The organism is Streptococcus mitis (assembly GCF_023109105.1).
In the GTDB taxonomy this organism is placed as follows: Bacteria; Bacillota; Bacilli; order Lactobacillales; family Streptococcaceae; genus Streptococcus; species Streptococcus mitis_BW.
Map to the genome: position 1 here is coordinate 39,511 of NZ_JALDTZ010000006.1, position 20,023 is coordinate 59,533.

A 20,023-nucleotide genomic window follows, 5' to 3' on the forward strand; every position below is an offset into this window, starting at 1 on the left:
AAACGTTTTTATTTCAAGCAAAAGAAAAGAGGAACTGTCGTCCCTCTCTCCTTTGATTCATTTATAATACTCTTCGAAAATCAAATTCAAACCACGTCAACATCGCCTTGCCGTACTCAAGTACAGCCTGCGGCTAGTTTCCTAGTTTTCTCTTTGATTTTCATTGAGTATAAAATCTTATTTTTCTGTCAAAGCTGCAAGTCCTAGAAGAACTTCACCTTCAAGAAGTTCCATTGATGCTCCACCACCGCGTCACAAATACCTACACTAACACAAAAAGGTGACATAGCCACCTTTTTGTTAACGTTTCAGTTTTGTTCCTTTTTCTACAAAATCAGGATTTTGTAGAGACTAACGGGCTGAATTTATTTTTCTGTAAGTGCAGCCAAACCTGGCAATACTTTACCTTCGAGAAGCTCCATTGAAGCGCCTCCGCCCGTACTGATCCATGAGAATTTGTCTGCACGTCCAAGGTTGATAGCTGCGGCAGCTGAGTCACCACCACCGATGATTGATTTAACGCCTGGTTGTTTCACGATAGCGTCCATCACACCGATTGTACCAGCTTGGAAGTCTGGGTTTTCAAATACACCCATAGGTCCGTTCCATACAACTGTTTTAGCACCAGTCAAAGCTTCGTCAAATTTAGCGATAGATTTTGGACCGATATCAAGACCAAGGAAGCCTTCAGAAACTGCTTCACCTTCAGTGTCACGCACTTCAGTGTAACCAGCAAATGCGTTTGCTTCTTTTGAGTCAACTGGCAAGATCAATTTACCGTTTGCTTTTTCAAGAAGAGCTTTCGCAACATCCAATTTGTCTTCTTCTACAAGTGAGTTACCGATTTCGATACCTTGTGCTTTGTAGAATGTGTAAGTCATACCACCACCGATAAGGACTTTGTCAGCTTTTTCAAGCAAGTTTTCGATAACACCGATCTTGTCTGAAACTTTTGAACCACCAAGGATCGCTACGAATGGACGTTCTGGAGTTTCAACTGCTTCTTGGATGTAGGCAATTTCGTTTTCAAGAAGGAAACCAGCAACTGCTTTTTCAACGTTTGCTGAGATACCAACGTTAGATGCGTGAGCACGGTGAGCTGTACCGAATGCATCGTTTACGAAGATACCATCTCCAAGTGATGCCCAGTATTTACCAAGTTCAGGATCGTTTTTAGATTCTTTCTTGCCGTCAACATCTTCGTAACGAGTGTTTTCAACCAAGAGAACTTGTCCATCTTCAAGAGCGTTGATAGCTGCTTCCAATTCAGCACCACGAGTGACACCTGGGAAAACAACGTCTTGACCAAGTTTTGCTGCCAAGTCTGCTGCTACAGGAGCAAGTGATTTACCAGCTTTATCAGCTTCTTCTTTCACACGTCCAAGGTGAGAGAAAAGAATTGCACGTCCACCTTGTTCGATGATGTACTTAATAGTTGGAAGAGCTGCTGTGATACGGTTGTCGTTAGTGATTACGCCATCTTTCAATGGTACGTTGAAGTCAACACGAACGAGGACTTTTTTACCTTTCAAGTCAACGTCTTTAACAGTAAGTTTTGCCATGTTACAAAAACCCCTTTATTTATTTTATTCGAAACTATTATATCACACTTTTGAAATATAAGGAAAGATTTCACAAGATTTTTCGATATTTAATCTTCATGTCATTTTAGAGTCTATTATTTTTGATTTTTATCACAAATTTTCTTTCTAAAATTTCATCTTAACACTTGTTAGATTTACTTTTATCCTTTAAAATAGAATAGGAGAAATTCCGTTATTATTTTTCGGAGGAAAAAGAAATGTCCATTAATTGGCAGGAAATTTTATTTCACTTTTTAGGTGGTCTGGGACTATTCTTATATAGTATCAAGACCATGGGAGACGGTTTGCAACAAGCTGCTGGAGATCGCCTTCGTTTTTACATTGACAAGTACACTAGCAATCCCTTTTTAGGCGTTCTAGTCGGAATCGTCGTGACTGCCCTGATTCAGTCAAGTACGGGGGTTACAGTTATCACGGTCGGACTGGTCAGCGCTAGTCTTCTCACTCTTAGACAGGCTATCGGAATTATCATGGGAGCCAACATCGGAACCACTGTTACTTCCTTTATCATCGGTTTCAAACTAGGAGAGTATGCTTTACCCTTGATTTTCCTTGGAACTATGTTCCTCTTCTTCACAAAAAACAGAACAGCAAACAATATCGGGCGCATCCTGTTTGGTGTCGGGGGAATCTTCTACGCCCTCAACCTCATCAGTGCCGGCATGAGCCCTCTTAAAGATTTACCACAATTCAAGGAATATATGGTAACCTTGGGACAAAATCCTATTTTAGGAGTTTTTGCCGGTGCAGTGATCACCGTTCTCATCCAGGCCTCTTCTGCGACAATCGGGATTTTGCAAGGTCTCTATGCAGGTGGATTTCTTGACCTTCAAGGTTCTCTACCAGTTCTCTTCGGGGATAATATCGGGACAACCCTAACAGTTATCATCGCGGCAGCTGGAGCCAATGTCTCTGCGAAACGCGTTGCTGCAACCCACGTCACCTTTAACGTGTTAGGAACTATCCTTTGCTTAATCTTATTAGGCCCCTTCACTGCTATGATTGAGTACTTCCAAGCACTCCTTCACCTCTCACCTGAGATGACTATTGCCTTCTCTCACGGTGCCTTTAACGTAAGTAACACCATTGTACAATTTCCATTCATCGGAGCCTTGGCTTTCTTTGTAACCAAACTCATCCCTGGTGAAGACGAAGTTGTCAAGTACGAGCCGCTTTACCTTGATGAGCATTTAATTAAACAAGCTCCATCAATCGCTCTCGGAAATGCGAAGAAAGAACTCCTTCACTTAGGAAATTATGCTTCTAAAGCCTTTGACCTTTCATACAACTACATCATTGACCTCAATGAAAAGGTTGCTGAAAAAGGTCACAAGACAGAAGAAGCCATCAATACCATCGATGAAAAATTGACTCGTTACCTTATTACTCTTTCAAGTGAAGCCCTTAGCCAGAAAGAAAGTGAAGTGCTGACCAACATCCTTGATTCATCCCGTGATTTGGAACGGATCGGGGATCATGCAGAAGCCCTAATCAACCTGACTGACTATCTTCAACGTAAAAATGTTGAGTTCTCTGAAGCTGCTTTGCAGGAATTGGCTGATATTTATCAAAAAACTACTGGCTTTATCAAGGATGCCCTTGATAGCGTGGAAAACAATGATATCGAAAAAGCTCAAAGTCTGATTGAACGCCATAAAGAAATCAACAATATGGAACGTGTTCTCAGAAAGACCCACATCAAACGCCTTAACAAGGGTGAGTGTTCAACACAAGCTGGGGTCAACTTTATCGACATTATTTCCCACTATACTCGTGTATCTGACCATGCCATGAACCTTGCTGAAAAGGTCATCGCTGAACAAATCTAAGAGACAAGAAGCTATCCTGATACTCAATGAAAATTAAAGAGCAAACTAGGAAGCTAGCCGCAGGTTGCTCAAAGCACTGCTTTGAGGTTGTAGATGAAACTGACGAAGTCAGTAACCATATATACGGCAAGGCGAAGCTGACGTAGTTTGAATTTGATTTTCTAAGAGTATGAACAGGATGGCTTTTTCTTCTCCAAACCAAGAATTACTTTTCTACCCTATAGAAAAATGCTTTGATTCACAATGGAATCAAAGCATTTTAAATAGCTCCCCATACATAATCGCAGAAGCTGCAGTTCCTCTGTACTTGGCTTCTTCTCTTTTGATAAAGCGAGCCAAGTTGAGCAACTCAGGTGCCGGATGTTTGGGGTTTAGGAGCAATTCACGATTGACCAGGCCTGAGAGACGAACTGCCAGCAATTGCTCATTTGTAGTAGGCAGTTTTTTAGCAGTCTCTAGGAGAGCAGCAACTAAATCTTCACTCAAATCATGTCGAGCATGATTATAAAGATCTTTTATAAGGCTTTCTAGGTTTGGTTCTACCATCCCTACCACCTCCCTTATGTTTAATAATTTTTAATCAAATCAACCGTTGAACGATCCAATTTCTTCACCAAGGCTTGTAAGAAAGCTTGCGCTTCTAAGAAGTCATCCATAGCGTAGAGGGTTTGGTGAGAATGGATATAACGAGCGCAGACACCGATAGTTGTAGAAGGAACACCTCCATTTTTCAGATGGGCTGCGCCAGCGTCCGTTCCGCCTTTACCACAGTAGTATTGGTACTTGATACCAGCTTCCTCAGCCGTTGTCAAAAGAAAATCCTTCATCCCTGGGAGAAGCAAATGACCTGGATCATAGAAGCGAATCAAAGTTCCATCCCCAATCTTGCCTTGACCACCATAAACGTCACCTGCTGGTGAACAGTCAACTGCCAGAAAGACCTCTGGGTCAAACTTAGTTGTAGAAGTATGAGCACCACGAAGACCAACTTCTTCTTGGACGTTAGAACCAAGATAGAGTTCATTGCCAAGTTTTTGACCTGACAGAGCTTCAGCTAGCTCGCTAACCATAAGAACCCCGTAGCGGTTGTCCCAAGCTTTTGAGATGATATTTTTTTCATTGGCTGTAAGGATTGCGCTACTATCAGGTACGATGGTATCGCCAGGACGGATGCCAAAACTTTCTGCCTCAGCCTTGTCCACAAACCCACCATCAAAGACAATATCCGCAACAGCAGGCATGGTTGGTCCACCCTTTCCACGAGTCAAATGTGGAGGGACAGAGCCTGAAATCACAGGAATTTCACGACCATTACGTGTTAAGAGTTTGAAACGTTGGCTACTGACCACCATAGGATTCCAGCCACCGATTTCTACAACACGGAAGGTACCATCTGGCTTGATTTCGCTGACCATAAAACCAACTTCATCCATGTGAGAAGCGACCAAGACGCGCGGTGCATCTGCAGCTTCTGAATGTTTAATTCCGAAAATACCACCCAAGCCATCTGTCACCACTTCATCCACATGCGGTGTCAACTTTTCACGAAGATAAGCACGAACAGGTGCTTCATGACCTGAGATTGCAGCAAGTTCTGTTACTTCTTTGATTTTTGAAAATAATGTTGTCATTTCAGTTCCTTCTTTCTTTCATCCATTTTACCACTTTTTATAGGAGAAGGACAGCGGAAAGGTGGATTTCTGAGTTAGGATCTTCGTCTTTCTCTATCTTAGAAAAAGATAGCATTCTCTTACATGTGGGGTGAAATCTAAGAAACTTTCCAAGATTAACTAAATCATTCATTCCCAAACAAAAAAACAATTTAATAATATATTCGTTCATTTTTTTCACGAAATTCGCAGAAAATAGTTGACTCTGCCTTCTTATTTCTTTAAAATAGTACAAAAATAGGAAAAGGAAAAAATCATGACCAAAACAATTCTTGTTACAGGTGGGGCTGGCTACATTGGCTCCCATACTGTTAAAGCTCTTTTAAATGCTGGCTATCAGGTTCATGTTCTAGATAACCTCTCTACAGGAAATCGTTCAGCTGTAGATAGTCGTGCTAGCTTTAAACAACTGGACGTTTATGATGCTAGTGCCTTAAAAACCTACTTGGAAGAAAACAAGATTGACGCTGTTCTCCATTGTGCAGGTGAGATTGTTGTGAGCGAAAGTATTGAAAATCCAAGTAAATACTTCACTGCCAATGTTGCTGGTATGAATCAAGTTCTCAAAGTTTTATCTGAAGTTGGTATTCAAAAAATCATGTTCTCTTCGACTGCTTCTCTTTATGGTAATAACTGTATTGACAAGCCAGCCACTGAAGATACTCTGCTCGACCCTGTCAACCCTTATGCAGAGACAAAACTGATGGGTGAACGAATGATTTACTGGATGGCTAATCGCTACGACTGGAAATATGTCATTTTCCGTTACTTTAATGTAGCTGGGGCTGAAATGGATGCTTCAAACGGTCTGCGCGTAAAAAATCCAACTCACATCATTCCAAATATCAACAAGACCGCATTGGGACAAAATGATAGCCTAAAAATATTTGGAGATGACTACGATACACGTGATGGTTCATGTATTCGAGATTACATTCATGTCTTGGACCTTGCACAGGCTCATGTTAAAGGATTGAACTACCTATTTCAAGAAGACAGTTCTTCTCAAATCTTTAACTTAGGAACTGAAAAAGGCTATACTGTCAAAGAAATCTTTAAAACTGCTGAAGAATTACTGGATCAAAAAATCCCACACGAAATTGTTGCTCGTCGTGCTGGTGACCCAGCTAGCGTCCTAGCAGACGCATCAAAAGCTAAACAATATCTTGACTGGCAGGCCAGCTACTCCCTCGAAGATATTATTTTATCAGATTATCGTTGGCGTGTTAAAGAAGGCAAAAACATTTTGGAATAAATAACAGAAACATCAATCATAAATAAAAACACAGATAGATGACACTTAGTAAATACCAAGTATCATCTATCTGTGTTTTATACATTAGAATACAATCTTACTTTGAATTTCTTTTCAAAGTAAAGTGGTCTGAGACGGGGTCCTTACCTGTTTTCGACCAGGGATGGCAACGTAATATCCTAGCCAAGCCCATCAAGACACCTTTGAAGCCATGTTTTTCAATAGCCTGAATCATATAGTTTGAACAGGTAGGCTCAAATCGACAAGAGGGTGGAAAGGCTGGTGAGATAAAACGTTGGTAAAAGCGCACAGATGCAATTAAAATTCTTTTCATTATTTCTTGGTTACAGCCATGGTGTGTAGTTGGCTGATTTCTTTTTTATTGAGACGGCGTGATTCCCCTGGACGAAGGCCTGTCAAATCTAGATGTCCAAAATGTGTCCGAGACAACTTATCAACTTGGAGTCCAACTGCTTCAAACATCTTTTTAACCTGATGGTTACGTCCTTCATGAATAGTCAGCTGTACTACAGAGCGGTTTTTAACAGGATCTACTTTGAGAATTTCGTAGACGGCTGGCTTCGTCTTCTTGCCATCAATCTCAAGACCACAAGTCAAGGGACGGAGGTTTTCTTTGTTAGCAATCCCTTTTACACGCGCCACATAGACCTTGTCGATTTCATTACGAGGGTGAATCATCTCATCGGTAAAGTCACCATCATTGGTCAAAATCAAGACACCTGATGTATCCCAGTCCAAACGTCCTACAGGATAGATACGCTCTTTCACATTAGGCAAAAGATCGACAACCGTCTTGCGACCCTTGTCATCTGTCACGCTTGAAATCACACCACGTGGTTTGTTGAGCAGATAGTAGACTTTTTCTTCGTTATAGATGGGTTGGCCTTCAACTTCGACCTTATCACCAGACTTGATAGTTGTCGCAAGTTCATGCACTACTTGACCGTTGACAGTCACCAAGCCCTGCTTGATCAACTCTTCTGCTTTTCTCCTACTGGCCACACCTGCGTGGGCAATATATTTATTGATTCTCATCTTCTTCTATCCTTTCACCAAATAATTGGCTTTCTTGTGCTTGAATTTCAAGCTCATCAATCACAGGCAATTCTTCCAAATGGTTAATACCCATGTAATCTAGAAAATAATCCGTCGTTACATAGAGATTAGGTCGTCCAAGAACTTCTTTCTTCCCATCTTCTCGTATCAAGTCAAAGGCCTGTAACTTTGCCAAAGCTCCACTCGAATTAACCCCACGAATAGCGTCGATTTCTATACGTGTGATAGGTTGCTTATAAGCAATGATGGACAAGGTTTCAAGCGCAGCCCGAGATAGACTCTGGTTGATTGGCGCCTTAGAATATTCTTTTAAAATATCAGCAAATTGAGGCTTGGTTACCAATCTGTAGGCACCTCCTGTCTCAATCAGGACCAAACTGGAATCTGGGTCGTTATTATACTTCTGGACTAATTTTTCTAAACTCTGTTGGATGCCTGTCGGTGGCAAAGAGAGGAGTTCAGCTAACTGGCGGACTCTAATCCCATCTTCACCCGCTACAAACAGGAGCGCTTCTATTTTTGCTAAAGTACTCATACTTCCTCTCTATCAAGCCTGACTTTGTTCTACTTGATTTTCCTCATTCTTTTTTATGAGATAAATATCTCCAAAACTCTCTTTTTGAATCAAGAGAATTTCTTGGGTTTTAATCAACTCCAAGGTTGCTAAAAAAAGTGTAATGACCTCTTGTAAATCCTTGGTTTCTTTAAACAAATCCTGCAGGCATAGTTGTTGCCCTTCTACCAAGGATTCCCGAACGATGACCATCATATCCTCAATCTTATACTCATCCCGTAAAATAGTTGTATGGTTTTTCGAGAATTCTTCCTTTTTCTTGGTCAGTAAGGTTGAAAAGGCTAAGAAAAGATCGATCGTGGTCTTATCATGCACAAGTTCAGCATCCTCATAAATCAACTCTGTCGGTGCTTTTGAGTAATATTGAGCTCGTTCTTGGTGCTTCACTTCCAACTGCTCTCCCAAAAGTTTAAACTTGCGGTATTCTTCAATCTGAGAAAGGAGATCCTGCTCTAGGTCATCCTCTAAATCTGACACTGCCGCAACCTTTGGCAAGAGCTTACGACTTTTGATCAGCATCAGTTGGCTAGCCATCACCATATATTCACCTGCCACTTCTAAACGCATGGCTTGTAAGGTTGATATGTAGGCTAGATACTGCTCAATAACTTCTGTAATCGGTACATCATAGATATCCATCTGATACTTTGAAACCAAGTGTAAGAGCAAGTCCAAAGGCCCTTCAAAATCTTTTAATTTAATATCCATTATCTATATTTTTCTAAGGTCATGACTGTTTTTAATCCCAATTTTTTGGCGATTTCATACAAGTCAACCTTTTCTTCAATTTGTCTCAGTATAAACTGTTCTCTCAATCCTTGAGCCGATAAATCTGCAAAACCTTTTTCCTTTAGAAAAGCTTCTAACTGACGAAAGGCCCATTGACGAGAATATGGCTTACCGGTTTTTTCAAAGAGGTAGGTCTGCCCCATCAAGGGGGCTAACTCTGCAAGTAATTTTGTGGGAAGACTCAAGATTCTTTGTTGAGAGGCTTTATTAATTCTCAATACTTGGAAATCTAGATTCACATCACTTATTTTTATGGCTAGAATTTCACTAGGTAAGAGGCCCAATTCAACTATCAATAAGGCTATTAAACGCCCTTCTGGATAGGTACTTTCTTGCCAGAAAGAACTCAAGTCTAAAAGCTCTGACTTGACTTGTTTTTTCTCAGCCTGTTTCGGTAATTCCAAACGATAAAAGGTACCAATCTTTCCTTTTTGGTACAAAAAGAAGAGAAATTGATTACAAGCAGAAAGTTTACGCTTTTGGGCACTAATTTTAAAATTTGACAGTTGAGCTTGGTAGATTTTTAAACTTGTCTCAGAAATTCGTTCTCCAATAAGATCTAAAAACTGCTCCAAGTCATATTTATAAGACTGTTTAGAATTACTAGATAGATTTTGCTTTTCTTCTAAAAATGTTAAAATCCATTCTCTCATTTGCTTTGAATCTCATATTCCTTACTAAAGTCATGTAAGAGGGCATTAACAGCCTTTAGTATAGACTTACGTGTGATAATTCCCTGGAAGACACCATCCTTATCTACGACAGGGAGGAAGGACTCATCCACTAGCTTGTGCAATACATCCGTTAGATGATAATCTGGCTCCACAACTGCAACATTCTTTTTAGTCATATGAACAATGTCTGTATCCGCCATGGCCTCTTGACTCAAGCCATTCTCCATTTGGTAGGCTAAAATATCTCTTAGGCCAATTGTTCCGACAAATTTTCTCTTATCTGTTACTACTGGAACCCTACTATAGGTCATCTGACTAAGTAAGAGGATTGCATGATCTGCATTGTGAGTATCAATGAGCACAGCCAAATTTTCAGCAGGAGTCAAAAAGGTTTCCTCTTGCTCCAGCAAAAAGAGTTCAAATTCTTTGGCAATCATCGAGCAAACTCCTTGGATAAGCCAAGATAAACCTCATGATCACGTGTCAAAAAGTCCACTTTGAAATAACTGTCATCAATCTCCACACGAGCATAGAGACATTCTCTGATAGACCCACGTGGTTGACTGATAGAACCTGGATTTAGAAAGAGGGTCTTGCCTTCCATCCAAGCGCTTGGCACATGTAAGTGACCATAAAGGCAGATAGCGGCCTCTTCCTCCTGAGCCCAGTAGTCCAACTTTTGAAAGTTGAAATTGATGTCAAACAAGTGACCATGGGTTTGGATAATCTTGGTCGAACCAAGCTCAGTCACCAAACGTTCTGGATAGCCGGCATAGAAGTCCATGTTCCCTTTAACAACGCGGATGCCCTCCCAAAGGGGAGAATCAGGACGCAGTTCAGAATCGCCATTATGAAAAACGGCATCAACTTTGCCCACATAGCGATCACGGATTTCTTCCACAATCAAGCTATCGCCATGAGAATCGCTCATTACAATGATGGTTTGCTTTGCCATGATGGAAATACCTCCAAAAGTTTCTTAACGGCTAAGGCACGGTGAGATTGACTATTTTTTTCTTCAAGGGTTAATTCAGCTGAGGACTTGCCTGTCTCTCCTACAAGGAAGAGAGGGTCATAGCCAAAGCCATTTTCACCCTTAGGTTCAAAGTTAATGTAACCTGGCCAGTCTGCTTCAACAACCAAGCTTTCCTTGTTTGGACTGGCTACGACTAGGGTTGTATGGAATTGAGCCGAGCGGTCCTTGAGTTCAAAGACCATGGCTAATTCGTGCAAGAGTTTAGCATTGTTTTCTTGGTCAGTGGCTCCCACTCCTGCAAATCGAGCTGACCAAACGCCTGGCAATCCACCGAGGACATCGACTTTAAGACCAGAATCATCTGCTAGAACCATCTTGCCTGTCAATTTGGAGATGGTTTCAGCCTTAAGGCGAGCATTTTCTTCAAAGGTCATACCAGTTTCAGCAACTTCAGGCAGATCTGGGTAATCATTGAGATTCTCCACATCATATCCAAGTTTGTCAAAGATAGCACGAAATTCCTTGGTCTTCCCTTCATTACGAGTCGCTATCAACAAGGTTTCTCTGACTTTGCTAGTTTCAAAGAAGGCTTCTACATCTACACCTTCTTTAGGTAATTCTACATGCAAGAGTTGCCCATTTTCAACCAAAAGCAAAGCTCCCTGACGTTGAATAACTTCCAAGTTACGTCCCATTTCTTGGTTAAGGATATCTACCACAAAGGACAATAAACGGTATAGAGAACCATAGCGTAAAACAGTAACAGAAATAGGAAAACCTCGATCCTCATCTCGAAATCTTTGGGCAAACTCTAATAGAGGAAAATCCAAGTCATCATCAGTCAACGTCCGGACGCCACCAAAAATACCATAGGACCCGACATACCAGTCCTGGTCATCCTTATATTCATAAATGTTATTTGTCATAATTCTACATGCTCCACATGAATCTCTTTTTCCAGCCATTCTTCACCAATTTGTGCAAAACTTTGGCTGCTGGCTGTTGTGTAAAAACGGTGATGGAGTGGTCCAGCATCGCGACCACGATTGATTTCAAAATAATTGAGTAAGACGGAAATATCTCGCACACATTCCGCACCACTATCGATGAGTTGAACCTTGGGCCCCATGACATTTTGAATAATAGGTCTGAGAAGCGGATAATGGGTACACCCCAAAATCAAGCTATCCACCTTTCCAACCAAGGGACGCAGAGTTTCATAGACCACTTTCTTGGTGACACTGGTTGACAGGGCCCCAGACTCCACCAAGGGGGCAAACTTGGGACAGGCCAAACTCTCTACCTGTAAGTCCGGATCCAGATCATGGATTTTCTGGCGGTAGATATCTGATTGTACCGTCATAGGCGTTCCAATGACTCCGATTTTCCCACCTTGGCTGGACTTGATGGCTGCCGAAGCTCCTGGCAAAATTACACCCAAGACAGGAATGTCTAGTTGAGACTTGATTTCTTCCCAGACGACCGCAGTCGCAGTATTACAAGCAATAACAATCATTTTGACATCCTTGGTCAAGAGAAAGTTGACCAACTGCCAAGTATATTCACGAATTTGCTCAGCAGGACGAGGCCCGTAAGGTGCCCGTGCCGAATCTCCAATATAGACGATTTCTTCATGAGGAAGCTGGCGCATGAGCTCACGTACAACGGTCAAGCCTCCAACGCCCGAATCCAAAAAACCAATTGGTCGATTATCCATACAGTCTTCTTTCTAGTCTTATTTTTCTGATTGATAGTTCATTATCATTATATTTCTCGCTGAAATTTCTGACAGACTGGTAAACTCCAGACTATCTCCCTCTTAATCATAATCAAATATCAATAGAATGCAAGGAAAAAGTCTTATCCTTAAATATCAGTTGAACATAGTGAGAAGTCTGGAATTTTCATCCCAGACTTTTCCTATTTATTTCTTTTTATTGTTAGCAAGGGCTGCTTTTTGTTGGCGAATGATTTGGTGGTACACTTGTTGCACCTTAGCTTCGCTTGGTTTTTGACCATTTGCACTCAACAGAGTACGAACTGCTTCTGCATTCAAACGTGGGTTATCAGCAAATTCTTTTTCAATTTGCTTGCGCACCAAGTACATTCCTCCAAGAGCTCCACCAAGAAAAGCTAAAACAATCAAGACAATTGGTAAAATAAGGTCCATAATATTTCTCCTGTTTCTTTTTGAGTCTTCTATATTATACCATAAAGTCCCCCGCCTGACTAGTTTGATTTACGCTTTCAAGGATGGAATAGACAGCAAAAAGAACCCTGCTTTTCTGCAAAAGAGGGCTCCTTACTGAGTTTAATTTAAACTGTTTTCTTCATAGGATCTCTCCTTTTATATTGGTTTATCACTTTTATTATACACTCTTTCTAGATTTTTGTTTGAAGTCAGGATGAGTGAGGCTATAAAACGTATTACTCTTGTGCTTTCAAATAGTCTTCTTCAGACACAGGTTCGTTCCATTCCGTACTAGTATTTTCACCAGGAATTTCAAAAGCTAAATGAGAGAACCAAGAATCCTTGCTAGCACCATGCCAGTGCTTTGTATTAGCTGGGATGGTAACGGTGTCGCCAGGTTGGAGTTTCACAGCATCTTTTCCCCATTCTTGGTAATATCCTTGACCACCCACACAGATGAGGACTTGTCCCCCACCTTTAGTAGCTCTATGGTTATGCCAATGATTGCGACAGCCTGGTTCGAAAGTAACATTAAAGATTGGGAAAGCTCCATCCGAGATTGGAGCTAGATAGGATTGACCCACAAAGTATTGTTCATAAGCACTATTGTCTTGTCCAATTGGAAAAAATATTGAAGCTTGATAAGCTTCTTTTGCACTAGCGTCTGACGGGACATCCTCCGTCCAGATTGTTTTAGCTAGATTGAAAACGGCCCATGCTTTTGGCCAGCCTGCATAAAAAGCCACATGAGTAATGATGGCAGCAATTTCTTTTTTGCTCACTCCATGCTTCTTGGCATTTGCAAGATGGTAAGACAAGGATTGATCTGTGATACCAGACGACATCAGTGCTACAACCGTGATAATACATCTTGTTTTCAGGTCAATATCTTGGTTATTCCAATTTTCTCCAAAGAGAATATCATCATTAAAATGGGCAAATTCTGGTGCAAAATCACCTAGGGCATCTCTCCCTGCTGTTTGTTTGATTTTTGACATAATTTTTCCTCCGTTGCTTAGATTTTAACTTCCCTAAAATTCAGTTCTACTTTTTTACCAATGTCATGAAAAATTCTGCTATTTCTGGAGCTTGGTGATCAAAGAAGAGGGATTTCCCCTGGTCTAAATCTTGAATGGTTGCCATCTCTTCTGCCGTCAATTCAAAGTCAAAGATATTGAAGTTTTCCTGCATGCGTTCTTTGCGAACAGACTTAGGAATCACCACAACGTCGCTTTGGAGGAGGAATCGCAATGCTACCTGAGCAACGGATTTCCCATATTTTTCCCCAATTTCTTTAAGAGTTGGCGTATTGAAGAAATCATTGCGCCCTTCTGCAAAAGGTCCCCAAGATTCGATTTGGCAGTTGTATTTATCTAAATAAGTCTTGGCTACTTTTTGTTGCTGGAAGATATGCGTTTCAATCTGATTCACAGCTGGCTTGATTTCTACAAAATGCTGCAAATCAATAAAACGATCTGGTGAGAAGTTTGAAACCCCAATAGCACGGAGCTTACCAGCCCTGTAGGCTTCCTCCATAGCTCTGTAAGTTCCATAGTAATCACCGAAAGGTTGGTGAATCAGCAAAAGATCGATATAATCTGTTTGCAATTTTTGCAAGGATTCTTCAATGGATGCCTTAGCCTTCTCATAACCGGCATTGCTAATCCAAATCTTGGTGGTGATAAAAAATTCTTCCCGCGGAAGGCCAGATTCCTTGATAGCTTCCCCCACACCTGCTTCATTGCCATAAGCTTGAGCGGTATCAAAGGCACGATAACCGACTTCGATAGCATCAAGGACTGCACGCTTGGTTTCATCTACCGGTGTTTGGTAAACTCCAAATCCTAATTGTGGCATTTTAACCTTGTTATTTAAAGTTTTGTAAAACATATTCTGTATCTCCTTATTTCTTTTGATGCTTCTAGTTTTCACCCACTTGAAAATTTTGTACACTATTAATAAAGCAAACTAGTTTTCATAAAACGAAAAGTAAAAAGGAGGTAAACATGCTTAACCTAGAAGAACTCGAACAACTCGTCGCTTTTAAAGAATTAGGGACACTCTCTAAAGTTGCAGAGAAATTACTCATTTCGACACCTTCCTTATCACGTTCCTGCAAGCACTTGGAAGAGGATTTTGGTGTTCCCCTTTTTGACCGCAGTGCTAATCGGATTTCGTTAAATAAAACAGGAGAACGTGCTGTCGAAGTTGCACGCAGAATTTTAAGTACTAGTCAGCAAGGCATCAAAGAAGTCAGACAGTTTGAGCAAAGCCTCAAGACCATTACGATTGCTTCAGTCGCTCCTGCACCACTTTGGTCTTTGCTACCGCAACTAGCATCCCTCTACCCTAACAAACAAATTAGCCATCAAATTTGCTCTATCCACAAGGTAATGGAAGCTATTGAGGAAGAAACCATTGATCTAGCTGTTCTCCCATTTGCATATGACCAGAATCAAACGACCTGTCTGCCCTATCTACAGGAGGAACTTGCCATTGCAGTCACTACGGGTCATGATTTGGCTCGTCTAGATGCCGTTAGCTTCGAGGCAATCAATGGTTATAACTTTCTCCTAATGCATCAAATTGGATTTTGGAATGAATTGGTTCAAGAAAAAATGCCAGCTTCAAAATTTCTCATTCAGTCCAACCGTTTTGAGTTTGAAGAATTAGCCTACAATTCTACACTTCCTCGGTTTGCGACCAATCTCAGCCAAGAAAGGGAAAAGATTCAGGACGACCGAGTAATGATACCTATTTCCGACCCTGAAGCACATGTCCACTATCATTTAGTGTCTCTTAATCCCGAAATCAACTTGACTGACTTAATAAATGTTTAAAATCGCCAGTAAAAGGAGTTTGGGACAAAAAGATTTCAATTTTTAAAAACCTTAATTATTAACCCCTTCAAATCTATAATTAAATGTGAAAAGCGAACAAATTAGAATTCTGATTACCAGAAAACTAGTTTTGTTCGCTTTTTATATTTTAGGTCGGACTTTTGTCCCAGCCTCCTCTTTTATATTTACATAAATAGCCAGTGTTTGAGAAGGTTTGAGTAGAATTTTTTCAGACACTTCTACATCTTCATAGTTTGAAAGCAAAATCTGTCCATTTTGGTAGACTAGAGGTAAATCGATTTCCACTTCTGTGGCATAAAAGTTATTGAGCACTATCTCAGCCTTTTTCTTTATCCCAAAACCAATTCATCACTAACTAGACTTTGCCCACTATTTTTCTGGAAGAGATGCATGAGATCTTCAACCGTCAAATGCTTTTTCTCCTCTCCTTTGACATCCACCACTATCTTGCCTTGATAGAGCATAATGAGACGATTTCCGTACTCAATCGCATGGTTCATATCATGGGTAATCATCAAAGTCGTCAACTGGTGCTCTTCCACAATCTTTTGTGTCAAGTCCATCACCATTTGACTGGTTTTTGGATCAAGTGCCGCAGTATGTTCATCCAAAAGCAAGAGTTTAGGTTTCACTAGAGCTGCCATTACTAGGGTCAAGGCCTGTCTTTGTCCTCCTGAGAGGTATTGGGTATCCACTTTCAAGCGGTTTTCAAGACCAATATTCAACTCTTTCAAGGCCTCTTGGAACCTGATTCTATCCTTCTCCTTCACGCCCCAACCAAGCCCTCTCTTCTGCCCGCGTCTCAAGGCAATAGCCATATTCTCCTTAATCGTCAAACGAGAAGCTGTTCCCATCTTAGGATCTTGAAAAACACGGGAGATATCCTTAGCCCTCTTTCTTACACTCAGATTTTTAATGGATTTCCCTTCCAATAAAAGGTCCCCTTCGTCCACCGATAGATTGCCAGCCAAGATATTCATCAAAGTGGATTTACCTGCTCCATTTCCACCAATCACAGAGATAAAATCTCCCTCATCAACCTCTAAATCTAATCCTTTGAGGACATGGTTCTCATTGACCGTCCCTGCTTCAAAAGTCTTGTGAATATTTTCAAGTGTTAACAAACTTACCATAACTTTCTCCTTCCTATTCATTTCTCAATTTCAGACCACGAATCTTTAATCTCTTTTGCAATTCTGGTGCAAATAAAACCAAGGCGAGCAAGATTGCATTAAAGAGACGAACCAGATTTTGATCTAGATTTGGAATTTCATAGATATTTAAAATAATCAAACGGTAAACAATAGCACCGATTCCGATGGATAATAAGCGGCCTCCAATGGTCAAGTCGTGAATCAAGACTTCCGCAATAATCACCGCACTCAAACCAACAACAATAGTTCCTGTCCCAGAAGTCACATCTGAAAATCCATCATTTTGAGCGAATAAAGAACCACATAGGGCAATCAAACCGTTTGAAATCATGTAACCAACAATCTTCATGGTGTCTACATTGACCCCGTTAGCCTCACTCATCGGAATATTGTCCCCAGTCGAACGCAAGACCAAACCAATCTCCGTTTTCATCAAAAGGGTCAAGACCAAACAAACAAGTAAGAGGCAGGCTAAACTGAGTGAGAAAACAGCTTCTTCATTTGTCATCCCTAAGCTCGCCAACTGTTTAAAGACCGTTGCAGAATCTCCTAAGGAAAGATTGGGTACGCTACCCATGATTTTAATATTGATCGAATAGAGCCCTGTCAAGGTCACAATCCCTGTCAAGAGAGCTGGAATTTTCATCTTAGTATGGAGCATTCCTGATACAAGACCTGCTACCATACCTGCCAGCAAAGCAAGTAAGGTTGCAATCCAAGGATTTGTCCCTGCCTGTATCTGTGATACGACGACAGCTGCGCCCAGAGGAAAGGCTCCTTCAGCAGTCATATCCGCAATATCCAAAATACGGAAAGTCAAGTAGACTCCAATGGCCATAATCGACCACAACAAACCTTCTGATAAACTAGATAATACAAAACTCATCTTAAACCTCCTATTCCTTGCCCTCTAACTTACTGATATCAATTCCTAGTGCATCTGCCATTTCTTTATTGGTATGCAATTCCAATTTTTCAGGCAACTCAACTGCTATATTTTCTGGCTTCTCACCTTTTAAAACCCTAATCAACATGCGGGCTGTCTGCCGTCCTAATTCTTCATAATTGGTTCCGTAGTTATACAAGCCACCAACAGCAATCATTTCTGTCGAACCACCAAATACTGGAACCTTGTGTTTAATAGAAACCTGCTTGACTGTTTCCATGGTTGACGAAATGATATTATCTGTTGGTACAAAAACCATATCCACTTCTGCCATCAAACTCTCTGCTGCCGCCTTGACATTGTTACTGTCCAAGATTGTTTTTTCAACAACGGTAAAGCCTTTTTCTTCCAGAAGTCGCTTAGCTTCATCCTTTTGGACAACTGAGTTTGGCTCGCTCTGAGTATAGAGAATTCCAATTGTTTTAGCCTTTGGCAACACTTTCTTTATCAAATTGATTTGGGTTGAAATGGCATCTGATGACTGGTCGCTTGTCCCCGTCACATTTCCCCCAGGATGTTCTCTTGACTCAACCAACTTGGCACTGACAGGGTCTGTTACAGCTGAAAAGATAACCGGTGTCGTTTGTGTTGTATTAGCCAAGCTCTGAGCAGAAGGCGTTGCAATGGCTAGAACGACATCACTAGATTCTGCTAGCTGCTGGGAAATGGTTTTTAGATTTCTTTGTTCTCCTTGTGCATTTTGCAAATCAATCTCAATATTTTCCCCCTCAACATAGCCTTGTTTGACCAGCTCATCCACAAATCCTTCTCTAGTAGCGTCCAAAGACTGGTGGGTAATAAACTGCGAAATACCGATACGAAATACATCTTTTTTCTTATCTGCCTTCAACTGATGCAAACTAATCAGAGAAGTCAAGAGAATCCCTACAACCAAGAGAGGTGCTAGTAATTTTCGAACAACTTTCATAATGAAACTCCTTCTCAGAAAAGATAATACTCAATGAAAATCAAAGAGCAAACTAGGAAACTAGCCGCAGGCTGTACTTGAGTACGGCAAGGCGACGTTGACGTGGTTTGAATTTGATTTTCGAAGAGTATAAAACAAAAAACCGCCTAGATAATACCTAAACGGATGCTTGAAATAATCTAACAAGTTATAACTTTGCTAGTCCATTTAGATATTCATCTATATGGACCACAATCAAAAATCTTAGCCACATAGATACAAACAAATTGCTTGAACTGTTTGCATCCATGGTGACATGTCTACAAACACTATCTAAAGTAGCTAAAGTAAAAGTTTTGATTCATAGTTACGGCTTGTCTCTTATTCATTTCTTTTTCTGCTTTCTTTTTTGATGTTTCCTATCTTACCACCTTTTTCATTAGCTGTCAAGAATATTTCAGAATTTTTTGAAATTTTTCGAAAATTCTTTCAGAAGGCTTTCAAAACATTTTCAAATCAGTCCAACAAAAAAAGGTTTATAATTTCCATAAAAATTGACATGGAAATTATAAAACCATTATTAGTTTAGTCCTTGTTGATAACGTGCCAATTCGGCTTGGTTCGCCCAAACATAGTGACCTGGACGGATTTCTACCATGGATGGCTTATCAGTCTCATAGTCGTGTTGACTTGGGTCGTAAACCTTCAAGACCTTCTTACGTTCCAAGATTGGATCTGGGATTGGTACCGCTGAAAGTAAAGCTTGAGTATATGGGTGAATTGGATTGTTAAACAATTCTTCTGTTTCTGCAACCTCTACAATAACACCCTTGTAAATAACTGCGATACGATCTGAAATAAAGCGAACGACCGACAAGTCATGGGCGATGAAGAGATAGGTCAAACCAAGTTCTTTTTGGAATTTTTTGAGCAAGTTCAAGACTTGGGCACGTACAGAAACGTCCAAGGCTGAAATTGGCTCATCTGCAATAACAAAATCTGGTTGCATGACCAAGGCACGGGCAATACCGATACGTTGACGTTGACCACCTGAAAATTCATGAGGATAACGAGTCAAGTGCTCAGCAAGAAGGCCCACTTCACGGATGATATTTTTAACTTTCTCTTTACGTTCTTCTTCATCCTTAAACAGACGGTGATTGTAAAGACCTTCAGAAATAATATAATCAACAGTCGCACGTTCATTTAAACTTGCTGCAGGGTCTTGGAAAATCATCTGGATACGACGAATCAATTCCGCAGCCTGTTCACGCGATTTCTTACCATTAATCTTTTGACCATCAAAAATGATATCCCCATTACTTGTATCATTTAAACCGATGATGGCACGACCAATAGTTGTTTTCCCACTTCCTGACTCACCTACAAGCGAGAAAGTTTCTCCCTTGTTGATAAAGAAGTTAGCATTTTTAACCGCGACAAACTTCTTACTTCCTTCACCGAAGGAAATTTCTAAATCTTTGATTTCTACTAATTTTTCAGACATTTCCTTCCT

22 protein-coding genes and 1 pseudogene are annotated in these 20,023 nt (G+C 40.7%); 3 read left to right on the plus strand and 20 right to left on the minus strand.

The annotated features are described in order from the left end of the window. Positions 1-365 precede the first annotated feature (365 nt). The gene (locus tag M1F37_RS05010; RefSeq protein WP_001096743.1) at positions 366-1,562 is read right to left on the minus strand and encodes a phosphoglycerate kinase; all 1,197 of its coding nucleotides are present in this window, start codon (positions 1,560-1,562) and stop codon (positions 366-368) included. Between the two features lie 239 nt (positions 1,563-1,801). Here M1F37_RS05010 and M1F37_RS05015 point away from each other — a divergent pair, with 239 nt between their 5' ends. Continuing rightward, the gene (locus M1F37_RS05015; RefSeq protein WP_247934971.1) at positions 1,802-3,433 is read left to right on the plus strand and encodes a Na/Pi cotransporter family protein; all 1,632 of its coding nucleotides are present in this window, start codon (positions 1,802-1,804) and stop codon (positions 3,431-3,433) included. A gap of 249 nt (positions 3,434-3,682) precedes the next feature. On the opposite strand, the gene M1F37_RS05020 is transcribed toward M1F37_RS05015, so the two are convergent. Both M1F37_RS05020 and pepA read right to left on the minus strand, forming a co-directional pair. Beyond that, positions 3,683-3,979: a bacteriocin immunity protein gene (locus M1F37_RS05020; RefSeq protein WP_084954033.1), complete on the minus strand. Its 297-nt coding sequence runs from the start codon at positions 3,977-3,979 to the stop codon at positions 3,683-3,685. 20 nt (positions 3,980-3,999) lie between these two features. Continuing rightward, positions 4,000-5,064 carry a glutamyl aminopeptidase gene (pepA, locus tag M1F37_RS05025; protein ID WP_247934972.1) on the minus strand — a complete coding sequence of 355 codons (1,065 nt, stop codon included), beginning with the start codon at positions 5,062-5,064 and terminating at the stop codon, positions 4,000-4,002. Positions 5,065-5,359: 295 nt separating this feature from the next. On the opposite strand from pepA, the gene galE reads away from it, so the two are divergent. Beyond that, positions 5,360-6,358 (plus strand): UDP-glucose 4-epimerase GalE, encoded by a 999-nt coding sequence (gene galE, locus M1F37_RS05030; protein ID WP_247934973.1) that lies wholly within the window; start codon positions 5,360-5,362, stop codon positions 6,356-6,358. A gap of 97 nt (positions 6,359-6,455) precedes the next feature. On the opposite strand, the gene yidD is transcribed toward galE, so the two are convergent. The 12 genes from yidD to M1F37_RS05090 all read right to left on the minus strand — a co-directional run bounded on the left by yidD (position 6,456) and on the right by M1F37_RS05090 (position 14,529). After that, positions 6,456-6,692: a membrane protein insertion efficiency factor YidD gene (gene yidD / locus M1F37_RS05035; protein ID WP_247934974.1), complete on the minus strand. Its 237-nt coding sequence runs from the start codon at positions 6,690-6,692 to the stop codon at positions 6,456-6,458. Beyond that, positions 6,692-7,414, minus strand: a complete 723-nt coding sequence (locus tag M1F37_RS05040) for a pseudouridine synthase (RefSeq protein ID WP_247934975.1) — start codon at positions 7,412-7,414, stop codon at positions 6,692-6,694. The genes yidD and M1F37_RS05040 overlap by 1 nt, the downstream gene beginning before the upstream one ends. Further along, a complete protein-coding gene (scpB, locus tag M1F37_RS05045) occupies positions 7,401-7,970 on the minus strand; it encodes an SMC-Scp complex subunit ScpB (protein WP_247934976.1) in 570 nt (189 codons plus the stop codon). Before scpB ends, M1F37_RS05040 begins: the two co-directional genes overlap by 14 nt. A 12-nt stretch (positions 7,971-7,982) precedes the next feature. Then, entirely contained in the window at positions 7,983-8,717 is a 735-nt protein-coding gene (locus M1F37_RS05050) for a segregation/condensation protein A (protein ID WP_247934977.1), read from the minus strand. Continuing rightward, positions 8,717-9,451 carry a site-specific tyrosine recombinase XerD gene (xerD, locus tag M1F37_RS05055; RefSeq protein WP_247934978.1) on the minus strand — a complete coding sequence of 245 codons (735 nt, stop codon included), beginning with the start codon at positions 9,449-9,451 and terminating at the stop codon, positions 8,717-8,719. The genes M1F37_RS05050 and xerD overlap by 1 nt, the downstream gene beginning before the upstream one ends. Continuing rightward, positions 9,448-9,909 (minus strand): cyclic-di-AMP-binding protein CbpB, encoded by a 462-nt coding sequence (gene cbpB, locus M1F37_RS05060; protein ID WP_247934979.1) that lies wholly within the window; start codon positions 9,907-9,909, stop codon positions 9,448-9,450. The genes xerD and cbpB overlap by 4 nt, the downstream gene beginning before the upstream one ends. Beyond that, complete coding sequence (locus M1F37_RS05065; protein WP_247934980.1) at positions 9,906-10,427, minus strand: metallophosphoesterase; 522 nt, start codon at positions 10,425-10,427, stop codon at positions 9,906-9,908. Before M1F37_RS05065 ends, cbpB begins: the two co-directional genes overlap by 4 nt. Continuing rightward, a complete protein-coding gene (locus tag M1F37_RS05070) occupies positions 10,403-11,413 on the minus strand; it encodes a nucleoside-triphosphate diphosphatase (RefSeq protein ID WP_419991949.1) in 1,011 nt (336 codons plus the stop codon). The genes M1F37_RS05065 and M1F37_RS05070 overlap by 25 nt, the downstream gene beginning before the upstream one ends. Then, positions 11,371-12,165 carry a glutamate racemase gene (gene racE / locus M1F37_RS05075; RefSeq protein ID WP_033687328.1) on the minus strand — a complete coding sequence of 265 codons (795 nt, stop codon included), beginning with the start codon at positions 12,163-12,165 and terminating at the stop codon, positions 11,371-11,373. The genes M1F37_RS05070 and racE overlap by 43 nt, the downstream gene beginning before the upstream one ends. A gap of 207 nt (positions 12,166-12,372) precedes the next feature. Beyond that, the gene (locus M1F37_RS05080; RefSeq protein ID WP_024053837.1) at positions 12,373-12,618 is read right to left on the minus strand and encodes a YneF family protein; all 246 of its coding nucleotides are present in this window, start codon (positions 12,616-12,618) and stop codon (positions 12,373-12,375) included. A 257-nt stretch (positions 12,619-12,875) separates the two neighbouring features. Further along, the gene (locus M1F37_RS05085) at positions 12,876-13,637 is read right to left on the minus strand and encodes a carboxymuconolactone decarboxylase family protein (RefSeq protein ID WP_247934982.1); all 762 of its coding nucleotides are present in this window, start codon (positions 13,635-13,637) and stop codon (positions 12,876-12,878) included. A gap of 46 nt (positions 13,638-13,683) precedes the next feature. After that, positions 13,684-14,529: an aldo/keto reductase gene (locus M1F37_RS05090; protein ID WP_247934983.1), complete on the minus strand. Its 846-nt coding sequence runs from the start codon at positions 14,527-14,529 to the stop codon at positions 13,684-13,686. 116 nt (positions 14,530-14,645) lie between these two features. On the opposite strand from M1F37_RS05090, the gene M1F37_RS05095 reads away from it, so the two are divergent. Beyond that, positions 14,646-15,479, plus strand: a complete 834-nt coding sequence (locus M1F37_RS05095; protein ID WP_247934984.1) for a LysR family transcriptional regulator — start codon at positions 14,646-14,648, stop codon at positions 15,477-15,479. A gap of 141 nt (positions 15,480-15,620) precedes the next feature. Here M1F37_RS05095 and M1F37_RS05100 read toward each other — a convergent pair. The 5 genes and pseudogenes from M1F37_RS05100 to M1F37_RS05120 form a co-directional block, all read right to left on the minus strand. Next, a pseudogene (locus M1F37_RS05100) lies at positions 15,621-15,815 on the minus strand (hypothetical protein); the annotation flags it as partial. A gap of 14 nt (positions 15,816-15,829) precedes the next feature. After that, positions 15,830-16,633 (minus strand): ABC transporter ATP-binding protein, encoded by an 804-nt coding sequence (locus M1F37_RS05105; protein ID WP_247934985.1) that lies wholly within the window; start codon positions 16,631-16,633, stop codon positions 15,830-15,832. Positions 16,634-16,646: 13 nt separating this feature from the next. After that, positions 16,647-17,540: an ABC transporter permease gene (locus M1F37_RS05110; RefSeq protein WP_247934986.1), complete on the minus strand. Its 894-nt coding sequence runs from the start codon at positions 17,538-17,540 to the stop codon at positions 16,647-16,649. Positions 17,541-17,550: 10 nt separating this feature from the next. Beyond that, entirely contained in the window at positions 17,551-18,528 is a 978-nt protein-coding gene (locus tag M1F37_RS05115) for an ABC transporter substrate-binding protein (RefSeq protein WP_247934987.1), read from the minus strand. Between the two features lie 559 nt (positions 18,529-19,087). Further along, positions 19,088-20,014 carry an ATP-binding cassette domain-containing protein gene (locus tag M1F37_RS05120; protein ID WP_001291288.1) on the minus strand — a complete coding sequence of 309 codons (927 nt, stop codon included), beginning with the start codon at positions 20,012-20,014 and terminating at the stop codon, positions 19,088-19,090. Positions 20,015-20,023: the final 9 nt, after the last annotated feature.

Coding starts and splice junctions, on each gene's coding strand:
- M1F37_RS05010 (WP_001096743.1), bottom strand. CDS start 1,562: ATGGCAAAACTTACTGTTAAAGACGTTGACTTGAAAGGTAAAAAAGTC.
- M1F37_RS05015 (WP_247934971.1), top strand. CDS start 1,802: ATGTCCATTAATTGGCAGGAAATTTTATTTCACTTTTTAGGTGGTCTG.
- M1F37_RS05020 (WP_084954033.1), bottom strand. CDS start 3,979: ATGGTAGAACCAAACCTAGAAAGCCTTATAAAAGATCTTTATAATCAT.
- pepA (WP_247934972.1), bottom strand. CDS start 5,064: ATGACAACATTATTTTCAAAAATCAAAGAAGTAACAGAACTTGCTGCA.
- galE (WP_247934973.1), top strand. CDS start 5,360: ATGACCAAAACAATTCTTGTTACAGGTGGGGCTGGCTACATTGGCTCC.
- yidD (WP_247934974.1), bottom strand. CDS start 6,692: ATGAAAAGAATTTTAATTGCATCTGTGCGCTTTTACCAACGTTTTATC.
- M1F37_RS05040 (WP_247934975.1), bottom strand. CDS start 7,414: ATGAGAATCAATAAATATATTGCCCACGCAGGTGTGGCCAGTAGGAGA.
- scpB (WP_247934976.1), bottom strand. CDS start 7,970: ATGAGTACTTTAGCAAAAATAGAAGCGCTCCTGTTTGTAGCGGGTGAA.
- M1F37_RS05050 (WP_247934977.1), bottom strand. CDS start 8,717: ATGGATATTAAATTAAAAGATTTTGAAGGGCCTTTGGACTTGCTCTTA.
- xerD (WP_247934978.1), bottom strand. CDS start 9,451: ATGAGAGAATGGATTTTAACATTTTTAGAAGAAAAGCAAAATCTATCT.
- cbpB (WP_247934979.1), bottom strand. CDS start 9,909: ATGATTGCCAAAGAATTTGAACTCTTTTTGCTGGAGCAAGAGGAAACC.
- M1F37_RS05065 (WP_247934980.1), bottom strand. CDS start 10,427: ATGGCAAAGCAAACCATCATTGTAATGAGCGATTCTCATGGCGATAGC.
- M1F37_RS05070 (WP_419991949.1), bottom strand. CDS start 11,413: ATGGCTGGAAAAAGAGATTCATGTGGAGCATGTAGAATTATGACAAAT.
- racE (WP_033687328.1), bottom strand. CDS start 12,165: ATGGATAATCGACCAATTGGTTTTTTGGATTCGGGCGTTGGAGGCTTG.
- M1F37_RS05080 (WP_024053837.1), bottom strand. CDS start 12,618: ATGGACCTTATTTTACCAATTGTCTTGATTGTTTTAGCTTTTCTTGGT.
- M1F37_RS05085 (WP_247934982.1), bottom strand. CDS start 13,637: ATGTCAAAAATCAAACAAACAGCAGGGAGAGATGCCCTAGGTGATTTT.
- M1F37_RS05090 (WP_247934983.1), bottom strand. CDS start 14,529: ATGTTTTACAAAACTTTAAATAACAAGGTTAAAATGCCACAATTAGGA.
- M1F37_RS05095 (WP_247934984.1), top strand. CDS start 14,646: ATGCTTAACCTAGAAGAACTCGAACAACTCGTCGCTTTTAAAGAATTA.
- M1F37_RS05105 (WP_247934985.1), bottom strand. CDS start 16,633: ATGGTAAGTTTGTTAACACTTGAAAATATTCACAAGACTTTTGAAGCA.
- M1F37_RS05110 (WP_247934986.1), bottom strand. CDS start 17,540: ATGAGTTTTGTATTATCTAGTTTATCAGAAGGTTTGTTGTGGTCGATT.
- M1F37_RS05115 (WP_247934987.1), bottom strand. CDS start 18,528: ATGAAAGTTGTTCGAAAATTACTAGCACCTCTCTTGGTTGTAGGGATT.
- M1F37_RS05120 (WP_001291288.1), bottom strand. CDS start 20,014: ATGTCTGAAAAATTAGTAGAAATCAAAGATTTAGAAATTTCCTTCGGT.